The sequence below is a fragment of the Pseudomonas sp. SCT genome, assembly GCF_003864275.1.
Classification (GTDB): Bacteria; Pseudomonadota; Gammaproteobacteria; order Pseudomonadales; family Pseudomonadaceae; genus Stutzerimonas; species Stutzerimonas stutzeri_AE.
Genome location: NZ_BDJA01000001.1, coordinates 949,195 through 960,930 on the forward strand (window position 1 = coordinate 949,195; position 11,736 = coordinate 960,930).

The 11,736-nt window shown below is 58.6% G+C and carries 8 protein-coding genes, 3 pseudogenes and 1 other annotated feature; of the genes and pseudogenes, 4 read left to right on the forward strand and 7 right to left on the reverse strand.

From position 1 onward, the window contains the following. The first annotated feature begins 17 nt into the window (after window positions 1-17). The 4 genes from BHD08_RS04355 (at window position 18) to BHD08_RS22935 (ending at window position 4,068) form a co-directional block, all read left to right on the forward strand. Complete coding sequence (locus BHD08_RS04355) at window positions 18-1,493, forward strand: tripartite tricarboxylate transporter permease (RefSeq protein WP_125020932.1); 1,476 nt, start codon at window positions 18-20, stop codon at window positions 1,491-1,493. 38 nt (window positions 1,494-1,531) lie between these two features. Beyond that, complete coding sequence (locus BHD08_RS04360) at window positions 1,532-2,281, forward strand: electron transfer flavoprotein subunit beta/FixA family protein (RefSeq protein ID WP_125020933.1); 750 nt, start codon at window positions 1,532-1,534, stop codon at window positions 2,279-2,281. Continuing rightward, window positions 2,282-3,211 (forward strand): electron transfer flavoprotein subunit alpha/FixB family protein, encoded by a 930-nt coding sequence (locus BHD08_RS04365; RefSeq protein ID WP_125020934.1) that lies wholly within the window; start codon window positions 2,282-2,284, stop codon window positions 3,209-3,211. Window positions 3,212-3,918: 707 nt separating this feature from the next. After that, entirely contained in the window at window positions 3,919-4,068 is a 150-nt protein-coding gene (locus BHD08_RS22935) for a hypothetical protein (protein WP_160128628.1), read from the forward strand. Here BHD08_RS22935 and BHD08_RS23405 read toward each other — a convergent pair. The 7 genes and pseudogenes from BHD08_RS23405 to BHD08_RS04400 form a co-directional block, all read right to left on the reverse strand. Further along, the gene (locus BHD08_RS23405) at window positions 4,049-4,912 is read right to left on the reverse strand and encodes a methyl-accepting chemotaxis protein (protein ID WP_375708240.1); all 864 of its coding nucleotides are present in this window, start codon (window positions 4,910-4,912) and stop codon (window positions 4,049-4,051) included. The genes BHD08_RS22935 and BHD08_RS23405 overlap by 20 nt on opposite strands. Beyond that, window positions 4,904-5,968: pseudogene (locus BHD08_RS23410) on the reverse strand (methyl-accepting chemotaxis protein); the annotation flags it as partial. The gene BHD08_RS23405 and the pseudogene BHD08_RS23410, both read right to left, overlap by 9 nt. 258 nt (window positions 5,969-6,226) lie before the next feature. Further along, window positions 6,227-6,418 (reverse strand): hypothetical protein, encoded by a 192-nt coding sequence (locus BHD08_RS04375; protein WP_125020936.1) that lies wholly within the window; start codon window positions 6,416-6,418, stop codon window positions 6,227-6,229. Between the two features lie 667 nt (window positions 6,419-7,085). Then, window positions 7,086-8,307, reverse strand: a pseudogene (locus tag BHD08_RS04380) (IS3 family transposase). After that, window positions 7,914-8,029: a sequence feature (AL1L pseudoknot), on the reverse strand. (Overlaps the previous pseudogene by 116 nt.) 299 nt (window positions 8,308-8,606) lie before the next feature. Further along, window positions 8,607-8,837 (reverse strand): annotated as a pseudogene (locus BHD08_RS04385) (transposase); the annotation flags it as partial. Between the two features lie 1,060 nt (window positions 8,838-9,897). Beyond that, window positions 9,898-10,362 carry a hypothetical protein gene (locus BHD08_RS04395; protein ID WP_125020938.1) on the reverse strand — a complete coding sequence of 155 codons (465 nt, stop codon included), beginning with the start codon at window positions 10,360-10,362 and terminating at the stop codon, window positions 9,898-9,900. A gap of 211 nt (window positions 10,363-10,573) precedes the next feature. Further along, the gene (locus BHD08_RS04400) at window positions 10,574-11,668 is read right to left on the reverse strand and encodes a DUF4113 domain-containing protein (protein WP_125020939.1); all 1,095 of its coding nucleotides are present in this window, start codon (window positions 11,666-11,668) and stop codon (window positions 10,574-10,576) included. Window positions 11,669-11,736: the final 68 nt, after the last annotated feature.

Here is an 11,736-nt window from a genome sequence, read left to right on the forward strand (position 1 = left end):
CTTGATGAGATTATGAAATGGACCAGATGCTTGAGGTGCTCAGCCTTTTCCTGAGCGTGGAAAACATCCTGATGATCGCGGTCGGCGTGGTGATTGGCGTCGTGATCGGAGCCATACCCGGGTTGACCGCAACCATGGCGGTAGCCCTGGCGCTGCCGTTCACCTTCGGCATGGAGCCCGTCACCGCGATCCTGCTGCTGGTCGGCATATACAAGGGCGGCATGTATGGCGGATCGATCACTGCCATTCTGATCCGCACTCCGGGCTCGCCAGCGTCTGCCAGCACGCTGCTGGACGGTTACCCGATGGCGCAGAAGGGTGAAGCCAAGAAGGCACTGTCCATGGCGCTGTACGCGTCCTGTATCGCCGACTTCATCTCCAATCTGTCGCTGATCTTCCTGGCGGGTTACCTGGCCAAGCTGGCGCTGAACTTCGGGCCGCCGGAGTATTTCTGGCTGATCTGCTTCTCGCTGACGATCATCATTTCCGTTTCCGGTGATTCGGTGATGAAGGGGCTGGTCGCCGCTGCTTTAGGGGTGATCCTCGCGCTGGTTGGCATGGATCCGGTCTACGGTACCGAGCGCCTGACCTTCGACAATTACAATCTGATGGATCGCATCAACTTCATCCCGCTGTTGATTGGTCTGTTCGCCATTCCCGAGATTCTCGAGTTCTATCTGTCGCGGGCCCGGGAGCACATCCAGACCGCCGTGGCGGGTGCCGACGTGACCTGGCAGGAGCTCAAAGGCAGCATGCGCAGCATCATTCGAGGCAGCTTCATCGGTGTGATCATCGGTGCCATTCCGGGCACTGGCGCGACAGCCGCTTCGTTCATCTCCTATTCGGAGGCACGCCGCAATTCGCCCAACAGGGACAATTTCGGCAAGGGCGAAATCGAGGGTGTAGCCGCAGCCGAGGCCGGCAACAACGCGGTTGCCGGCGCGACCATGATTCCGCTGCTGTCATTGGGGATCCCCGGCGACGTGATCACCGCGATCATCCTCGGCGCCTTCATGATCCATGGACTGACTCCCGGACCGATTCTTTTCCAAGAGAACATGAATCTGATCTACGCGCTGTTCTGCGGCATCATGCTCAGCTCCGTGGTGCTGTTCGGTACCGGCAAGCTGGCGATCCGGTATTTTTCCCGGATTGCCGATGTTCCCAAGCGGATCCTGTTCCCCATCGTTTTGATGTTCTGCATCTACGGCGCCTACGCCGTGAACAACAGCACCTTCGATATCGCTGTCATGCTGGTGTTCGGCCTGGTCGGCTTCATTTTCAACCGTACCGGATTCGCCTCAGCACCGTTTCTGATCGGTTTCATCCTGGGGCCGATGCTGGAAGACAATTTCCGTCGTTCCCTGCTGATCAGCAGCAACAGTTTCGATGTGTTTATTCGTGGCCCCATCGACTGGTTCTTCATCGTGCTGACGGTGCTATCTCTGGGCTTTGCCTTGCGCCGCTACCTTCAATCGCTACGCACCAATTGATCGCCGCCACCTCTGTGGTGCCTGCAATCGGAGACAATATGAAAATACTGGTAACAGTCAAACGAGTGGTCGATTACAACGTCAAGGTTCGCGTCAAGGCGGACAACTCCGGCGTCGACCTCGCCAACGTCAAGATGTCGATGAACCCCTTCTGCGAGATTGCCGTGGAAGAAGCCGTGCGCCTGAAAGAGAAGGGCGTGGCCAGTGAAATCGTCGTGGTTTCCATCGGACCGACCGCAGCCCAGGAGCAGCTGCGTACCGCGCTGGCACTGGGTGCCGACCGCGCCGTACTGGTCGAGTCGACCGAAGAGCTCAATTCGCTGGCCGTGGCCAAGCTGTTGAAAGCCGTGGTCGACAAGGAACAGCCGCAGCTGATCATCCTCGGCAAGCAGGCCATCGACAGCGACAACAACCAGACCGGCCAAATGCTGGGCGCATTGACCGGATTCGCTCAGGGCACCTTCGCGTCGAAAGTCGACATGGAAGGTGACAAGGTCAAGGTCGAGCGTGAAATCGATGGCGGCGCACAAACCGTTGCGCTGAATCTGCCGGCGATTGTCACCACCGACCTGCGTCTGAACGAGCCGCGCTATGCGTCGCTGCCGAACATCATGAAGGCCAAGAAAAAGCCGCTGGAAGTGCTGACGCCCGACGCGCTGGGCGTAGCTACTGCTTCCACCGTCAAGACCCTGAAAGTCGAAGCACCTGCCGCGCGCAGCGCCGGCATCAAGGTCATGTCTGTGGCTGAACTGGTCGAGAAATTGAAGAACGAGGCGAAGGTTATCTAAATGACTATCCTGGTTATCGCTGAACACAACAATGCCGTTCTGGCCGCTGCGACCCTCAATACCGTGGCTGCCGCGAAAGCTATCGGCGGCGACATTCATGTGCTGGTAGCCGGTAGCAATTGTGCGGCCATTGGCGAAGCGGGTTGCAAAATCGAAGGCGTCTCCAAGGTAATGGTTGCTGATGATGCCGCCTACGCTCATCAGCTACCGGAAAACGTCGCGCCGTTGATCGCCGGTCTGGCCAAGGAGTACAGCCACGTACTGGCTGCTGCCACCACTAACGGCAAGAATTTCCTGCCGCGCGTAGCCGCCCAGCTGGACGTTGATCAGATCTCCGAAATCATCGCCGTTGAAAGCGCTGATACCTTCCGGCGTCCAATCTACGCTGGTAACGCCATCGCGACCGTCCAGTCCAGCGCACAGATCAAAGTGATCACGGTTCGCGCGACCGGTTTCGATCCGGTTAATGCCGAAGGTGGCTCCGCTAGCATCGAACAGGTGTCCGGCACTGGCGATGCAGGGGTTTCGTCGTTTGTTGGTGAGGAGCTGGCCAGGTCCGATCGCCCTGAACTGACTGCTGCAAAGGTCGTTATCTCCGGCGGTCGTGGCATGCAGAATGGCGAGAACTTCAAGCACCTGTATTCGCTGGCCGACAAGCTTGGCGCTGCCGTCGGCGCCTCGCGCGCGGCGGTCGACGCCGGCTTCGTACCGAACGACATGCAGGTCGGCCAGACCGGCAAGATCGTTGCGCCGCAGCTGTATATCGCGGTGGGCATCTCCGGTGCCATCCAGCACCTGGCCGGCATGAAAGACTCCAAGGTGATCGTCGCGATCAACAAGGACGAAGAAGCGCCGATCTTCCAGGTTGCCGATTATGGCCTGGTGGGCGATCTGTTCGAGATCGTGCCGGAGCTCGAGCGACTCGTCTAACCGAGTCGTTTAGCAAAATATTCGCTTCCGCAGGGCGATGCCGATAGGCCTAAGTGCCGCGGCCTGCGGTCCTGCGGTAGCGGATGGTTGAGATCCACCGTCCATGGCCCGCCGGGCGCATGGACGATTGACGATTGACGATGGGGCACTTTAGTCCCACCGCGTTTCATCATTTCGCTACTCGGGCTGGCGTCTCGGTCGGCCCCTCCTAACGTCCCCAAGTGATCCTGAACATCAGTCGCTTCGACGGGTAACGCCCGATGCGTACGGTCGTGCAGTTGTTCGCGTATCGCCAGCATTGCGGTCCAGGCTAACGGCTTTTGGAGACTACTGAAGATTTAGCGTGTGCTTAGGCACAGGGTCCAGTGTCAGGCTTCTGTTCTTGGTCAGGCCGATTGTCTCCGACCCTGGTGTCGCGCGTGAGCTTGATCTTCCCATCGGCAGCTCGCTTCGGGCCGCTTCCAGCGCCTGGGAGAGTACGCAATTGACTAATGCCCGGTTTACCAGCCTGAGCACGACAAGCCAGCGCTCGTCGCGCGGGAGGGAAGTGGAAACGGGGCGATGACGGAAGCGCCCATCTGAACAGCCGCAGTAGCCGCCACGTCCAACGCGCGCGCCACCAAAAACAGCACTTTCGCGATGACGAGGCCCTCAACCAGACTTCAGGCAGCGAAGCCGGACCGACCAGCGGGCCGAGGAGACCGAGCATGGTGATCCGACCGCCACGCCAAGCCATCCACAACAAAGAAAGTGCTGTGCTGGTACATTTTTTTCGCGGCTTTGGCCATCAGGAACTGGAAAGTTTGATGGCCAAGCTATACCGCTACCAGCGCCGAATCAGATCTGAAAGCGGCTGACCGTCGTGGCCAACTGATTGCCCAGGCGCGCAAGCTCTGTACTCGACTTGGCAATTTCCTGTGTCGCAGTGCTGCTCTGCTCGGTCACATTACGCACACTGAGCACGCTGCGGCTGATTTCCTCTGCCACAGCGCTCTGCTGTTCGGCCGCAGCGGCGATTTGCTGATTCATCGACTGGATGTTTGATACGCCACTATTGATAGCGCCCAGCGAGGTGCCAGCCTTGCGGGTCAGCGCCACGCTGCTGACGGCCAGGCTATGGCTGCTGCTCAGACTTGCCGCCACACGCTGGGTACCGTTCTGCAGGCCGGCTACCAACGCTTCGATCTCCTCGGTGGACTGCTGGGTGCGCTGAGCCAGGGTACGTACTTCGTCAGCGACAACGGCGAAGCCGCGACCCGCCTCGCCCGCGCGCGCCGCTTCGATGGCCGCGTTCAGCGCCAACAGATTGGTCTGTTCGGCGACTGCCTTGATCACGTCCATTACGCTGCCGATTCTATTACTCTCCTGTTCGAGCTGGTTCATCGCCTCGTTGGAACGGGTGGCTTCCTGGGCCAGCCGCTCGATCTGGATGATGACTTCGCTGACGACGTGATCGCCCTTACGCGCCTCGCCGTCTGCATGAGTAGCCGCTTCTGCTGCCAGTTCTGCGTTACGCGCCACTTCCTGCACAGTGGCAGCCATCTCATGCATGGCCGTGGCGACCTGGTCGGTCTCAGCCATCTGTTTTTGCGCACCGGTGCTGGTCTGTTCGGTCACGACTGACAGCTCTTCGGCAGCGCTGGAGATCTGGGTCGCGCTGTCGCGGATGCCGCCGATCAGCTCGCGCAGGGTATCGCCCATGCTCTGGATGCCACGCTGCAGATTGCCCAGTTCGTCGCGACGGGTCGAGACCGGGAAGGGGGTCAAATCGCCTGAAGCGATGCGCTCGGCGATGGCCATCGTTTGCTGCAGGGGCTGCGTGACCTGGCGGGTGATCACCATCGCGGCGATCAGGCTCAACAACAGCGCGGCCAGGACACCGATGATCTGCAGCGTACGCGCAGCTGCGTCCTCGCTGTCACGCAAGGCCAGTTGGCTATGCCGCAGCTCGGCCGTCAAACTCTGCATGGTGTTGGCATGCTCGGTCATGCCCGGGCCGGTGCCTTTCAAGGCGCGCAGGCTGTCTTTGTACTGATCCAGCGAGGCGAAATAGCCGCCCAGGGCGGTCTTGAGTTGCTTCAGCTCAGCGGGGAAGTCTGCGGCCAGTTCCGGCTCGATACGCGACAGTTCGGCCTGGGTGGTCTGCATCTGTTTGCTTAGCGTGGCCTCGCGCTCAGCCGATCCGGTCATCATGAAGCCGCGTACCTCGTACCGGGTCATCAGCATCTCGTCGTTGAACGAGGTGAAGGCACGGAACAGTCGGGCACGCTCTTCGGCAATTTCCATCCGGTCAATTTGGCCGCGCACTTCATTGATGCTGGCCACGACCTGGTTGCCTTGAACGATCATGTTGCGCCGTGCCGTCTGGGTGCCGGCCACGGCGGCGCGCATCTGCTGCAGCGCTGTCTCGTATGCCTGGATGGCTTGCCCGATTTGCTCGAGCAAACTGAAATTGGAGGTCTTGTTGAAATTTTGTTTTATTGTCTGGTGCTTGGCCTGCAACGCTTCCAAGTCGGCCTGGGCCTTTTTCAAGGCGGTCTCGTCACCGTCGGTGAGCATGTATTGCAGACGGCTGATCTGCGTTTGGCTAGTAGCCGCGTCCAACGAGGCAACATCGCCCATGCGGTCGCTACGCAAGATGAAGCTGCTCAAGCTGCTCCACCCGATGACAGCCAGCGCGACTGTAAACAGCAGCACTACACCGAAGCCAAGACCCAATTTGTGATAGACACGTAGGTTGCCAAGCCAACTCAACATTTTCGATTCTCCGAAGTTACCTAGGCAGGAGAGCGCCCATCACGAGCGCCAATGCTCTTGCCGGTTCAGGTCTCTATCGGCAAGGTGCGAGCTGGCTTGAATGATGTCCGCGCTGCAAAATTGGATTTCGAAAACTGCCGCCTACCTCTTCAGCACGACATTACTTGGTCATCAAGGGAGAAGAGCAGAGCAGTGTACTGAAAGCGCCGTGAGCTCCATGCGCAGTTCAGGGCGCGATCGGTGCGTCCGTGCCGTCTTTCACAGAGGCCCCCTAAATCGATACGCAACAGGCGAATCCAGTTCAGTAGGTCTCTGCCGCAGCAGGATCGGCCAGCAGACCAGCAGGTAGCCCAGCACGATCGGCATCATCACTGACGCGGCCCCGTAGGTCCGGGCGACGATCAGTTGTCCCGCATAGGTCAGCTCGGTCACGGCGATGAAGCGCTTCATGGTCGACCCTTACGATGAAATCCTCGAAATCATAGCAAGGGCTTGATCAGACGTTTTTACACACTCTGGGCCGGGAGCTGCCCGTCAAGATGGTCAACTTTGAGCATGATCTTTTTTGCGTTCACTGATCCCATTCAATCTCAAGCCAAGCCCCTTGTCGTGATCTTTCGTATTGCCGCGGGTATTTTGCGGGGCACATCAATACCGCCTCACCGCTATGACGCCGTCCACCTTTGGTATTAGAGATTCGTCAACTTCGCCACCTTGCGCGAGGAGTATTCAGCCGGCAATGAACAACGATCAGCCGGGTCAATATCCCGAACTCCTTCTACTTGGGTTCACGGCGGCTACCGCTAGGATCCGTTTGATTCTAAGGAGCTAGCGATATGTCCCATGTTTTGTGTAACCGCTGTAAGCGGCTGATGGTCCCACGCGTTATTTTCAGTCGAAGCGTAGCCGGCCGGTGGGGATGGAGGGTTGGAGGAGGGAAACCGATTTCCAATTGCTGTCCGTTCTGCCTGTCGGAGCACTGGGATGTAGCCGTTGAGCCGAGCCCGCTACGCGGCAGCATTCTGATGAAGCTGCTGAGCATTCCGGTGACCCTAATCATGCTTACTCTGATTATCGGTGAATCACCCCGGGTTTCGTGGAGGCCGTTTCGTTTAAGTCAGGCCGCCACGGCCTGATCTGTTTGCTGCTGGTGGAAGTTTGCCTCAGCCTCCGCAGGCGGGATATAGCCGATTGAGCTCAGCAGGCGTTGGTGGTTGTACCAGTGCACCCATTTCAAGGTCGCCATTTCGACGGCTTCGCGGCTCTTCCATGACTGACGGTAAATCAGCTCGGCCTTGTACAGCCCGTTGATGGTTTCGGCCAGGGCGTTATCGTAGCTGTCTCCCTTGCTACCCACCGAGGGCTCTATACCGGCCTCTGCCAATCGCTCAGTGTAGCGAATGGAGACGTACTGACTGCCACGGTCGCTGTGATGGATCAGCCCACCTGTGCAATGCGGCTGACGGGCATACAGGGCTTGCTCCAAGGCATCCAGTACGAAGTCTGTGTTCATGCTAGTACTGACTCGCCAGCCGACGATCCGGCGTGCAAAGACGTCGATCACGAACGCCACGTACAGCCAGCCCTGACAGGTCGATACATAGGTGAAGTCCGACACCCACAACTGGTTCGGGCGGTCGGCATGGAACTGGCGTTGGACGCGATCCAGCGGGCAAAGAGCCTTGTCGCCAGCCACCGTTGTGCGCACGACCTGGCCACGCCTTATGCCCTGTAATCCAGCACGACGCATCAATCGCTCTACCGTGCACCTGGCAGCTGCGATGCCTTCTCGCCGTAACTGCTTCCAGACCTTCACTGCACCATAGCACTGCATGTTGGTGTCCCATACGCGCTGGATTTCCATGATCAATGCGTCATCGCGTCGAGCGCGGCAGCAACGTAATTCGGGGTTGCGCTGCTGGGCCGCATGCCTACGGTAACCGGACGGGGCGATCTGTAAGACGCGGCAGATCGACTCGACCCCAAGACGGTCACGGTACTGATCGACAAAGCCCTCAGGACTTGGTGCGGCGGTCGAGCTCCGCCTGGGCAAAATACGCACTGGCCAGACGCAGAATTTCATTGGCTTTGCGCAGTTCGCGGTTCTCCCGCTCCAACGCCTTGATGCGTTCGCGCTCTTCGGTTGTCGGGCCTGGACGCTGACCTGCGTCGGTCTGATGACGGCGAATCCAGCCATGCAACGTCTGCGCTGCACAGCCAATCTTCGGCGCGATGGCTTCAATGGTGGCCCACTCGGAGGGATAGTCGTTCAAATGCTCCAGAACCATGCGCACGGCACGTTCACGGACTTCAGGGGAGTAGGTCGTAGTCTTTTTCATGGCCTCATCTTCTCAAGAGTTGAGGCCTCCACGAAACCCGGGGCGATTCAATAAGCCATTTCCGCTCGTTCAACTTAACGATCGTTGCGCAGATTCACATGTGTTCACCATACCAACTATCTAGCCCTTGTCCGGCCATGGCTGCCAGAAGGGTACGCCTCTCACGATTGGTACCCCGCACCTTGCGATGCCTCGTTCCATTGTCGAAGGCGCTCTTGATTCAGCCTTCTAGATTCACCCGGTGACACGGGTGGTTCCCACCAAGGGGAACAACTTCATTAAGCGACTTCGTGTCGCACCTCGATCCAGTTGTTGTCGATGGGCAGGTTGCCGTCATCCAGGTAGCGCACCAACGCTGCCCAGCGCTTGAGGCTGTAGTCGAGTGCCTTGGCGATCGCGCTGCCTTCCGGCACCTTCTGCCGCTGCCCAAGCATCCAGCTATGCAGGCCATCGATGATCGGTCTGGCTTTGTCCTGGCGCAGCTGCCGGCGCTGTTCGGCGAGCAGCTCCCGCCCTTCGCGCTCCACCTCGTTTCATTTTGGGTGCTACTTATCTGGTGATAAGAATGCATTTGTGTTATCCGCCTGTATCAGCTGGTGCATACCTCTAAAAACGCTAGCGTAGATTGATCTCACTTGGGCTTAGCCCAAGCCATTTGCCATTCGCGACCGCTGGCTTACGCGAGCGTTAGACAATGGGTGTCGATCACGGCAAAGGCAGCCCAAGTAACGGGCCCCGTCCGGGCCAACCGAAGCCGCGCAGCACTTGGGGCTGCTGAGGGAACATGGAATGTGTAGTCATGAGTCCTCTGAAGCCTGCGTGCTTGCAGTGCTCCGGCAAAACTCCGTCTACAGATGCTGCCGAGGCGGTGGCGGGCAATCCGAGGTGCTGCGTCCATTCTTGCTATCCAAACGCCTTGCCACCACAAGGCCGATCAGTGTCGCCGTTGCCACCACCAGCAGGGTTGAACCGATAGCTATCAGGAGTGTGATTACGGTTACATCCATAATGATTCCTATTACTTTGTGGTCTGTGAGTAGCCGGGGTCGTTGCCGTAGCGGAGGTCCGTTGGCAACGCGACGGTGATTTCGGAAGTTAACGCGATCTCGAGCACGAGCCTGTTGCCGCAGTGGAGGTCAAACGGCAACGTATCCTCAACGTCGCTCTGCTCCAAGGCCAATCCTGATGCAATACGTGCCGAGTACTGCCATGACAACGCAGACGATTGGCCCCGCCCCGATGATCTGCCCCCACAGGCTTCTGAGCAGCGGGTAAGCCATGAATACCGCTGCAGCTTCACCCGGCTGCATCGTGGCCAACCGTCCTAAGAGTGCCGCACCTGTTGCCGAAAGCAGAACCAGTATGAACCCTAATAGCGCTATTGCTGGCCGCGCTCCGGTTTGTGGCCAGTGGCGCCGGCCAACGCCTGGATAGTCCAGCGGTAGTGGAATTTGCCGAATCAATCTGCTGCGCTCAATCCGTGCATCGAACGCCCAGGCCAGCCAGGAAATTCCTATGGCAAAAGCCAGAATGAAGCTTACCCCCAGTCCCAATGGCGACATATTCAATTCCCCCTGAATGACCCTGCGTTCAATCAAAACCGAAGGCCGAAAAGCTGCCTCCGAAGTCGCTCATACCATGATCAAACGAGAGGCTGTCGCTCATCGTGTCCATGCCATACGCATTGCCCATGACATCAAAGCAGCTGTCCATCATGGGCATTCCGTTGGCCGGGTTGACCCAATCGGCACCCATCGGCTCGAAGCTGCTAGCAAAAAAATCTGAAGTGAAACTGTCAGCTTGAAACGGTTCAACCGGTTCAACCGGTTCAGCTTGGCTCGTATGGTTATCGTGCAATGTGCTGAAGGAGGTGCTCGGCTCATCCTCTTCCAGCAGCGAGTCAAACCTATGCCACCGGTTCTCATGGCGAATCCTGAGGCCGTCATGCACCACGACCGCTTTTCCCTGGCTGGGATAGATGACCGTGGTGAATGCCGTTTTTTCTGGCCGGACGACAGAGGTAATCAGATTGGCAATGTGCGTAAACAGGTTCATGGCTAGCTCCTCGGTTTAGTTGGTTTCAGCATCTCCTGAACTCCAAATAACCCAAGGCCTGGATAAGATCGCATACCGGCTTGGAGACGGATTATCTATTGCGAGCTCGGGTGCGTAGAGGGGCACAAGCACGGCCCGGATCAGCAAACCATTACCGCAGCCAGGCCCTTTCCCTTCCAGGAGAAGCAGCACAGCAGGCGCGCGATGCAGGCTACCGCGCGGATACCCGCCACAATTGATCTACTCGCGTCGTGAAACTCTGGCTCATCAGCTCGCGACGCATGCTCCAGGCGGGGGCTGCTGGTACCACACCAGGTCGCAACGTTCCCCGTCCCCATTTGGCGTTGATCGAATCAAGCACGGCCATCACCTTCTCCGAATTAGCTGGCTGACTGGAGGCGAACAGGTCGTCGGTGAATTCACCGCGCCCGCACAGATCCATCAGCAGCACTTCCGCTTTTGAGAAAGCGAAACCTGGGCGATACAGCTTGTCGAGGCCGGCAAGCGCGGCCTGGGTGATCAGTCGAGTGTCGTCGGTGGGGTAGGGCAGCTCGCACAGCATGCCCTTGGCGAATTTAGGCTCGTCCGGATTGAACATACCGGTGCGGATGCTGACCCGTACTCGCTTGCAAACCGAGCCCTGAGCACGCAATTTCTCGCAGGCCCGAGCGGCATAGCTGGCCACCGCCTCGCGGATAGGAGCCAACTCGTCCAGACGCTCGCCGAACATGCGGCTGCAGCAGATTTCCTGTTTGGGTGGCGCAATGCCGCCCAGCTCCAGGCAGGGCGTGCCTCGCAATTCGCGTGCGGTTTTTTCCAGCACCACGCTGAATTGTTTTCGCAGGGTCCAGGCGTCTGCCTCGGCCAGTTGCCAAGCCGTGCGTATACCCATTTCACCGAGGCGCTCAGTGAGCCGCCGACCAACCCCCCAGACTTCGTTTACCGCCACGGCTTGCAGCAGTTTGTCCCGCCGCTTTGGGTCGGTGATGTCCACCACGCCGCCGGTTTGTCGCTGCCAGCGTTTCGCGGCAAAGTTGGCGAGTTTCGCCAGCGTCTTGGTCGGAGCAATGCCGACTCCAGTGGGAATGCCCGTTGCGGCGATAATCTGGGAGCGGATCTCCCGCCCCATGCGTACCCGATCTGTTTGGATACCGGTTAGCTCTGCAAAGGCTTCGTCGATGCTGTACACCTCCAGTTGCGGCACCAAGCCCTCGATGACGGTCATCACGCGCTCGCTGATGTCGCCGTTTATGTGTAATAGAAAGTCAATAAGAACCGGGCCATGCTCGCCCTTGGAGCTTCTCATACCCAACCGGTATGGCTGTAGCTTCTGAGGAGATCGCCGTCGCTCACCGGATCATCCGGTCATCCTGT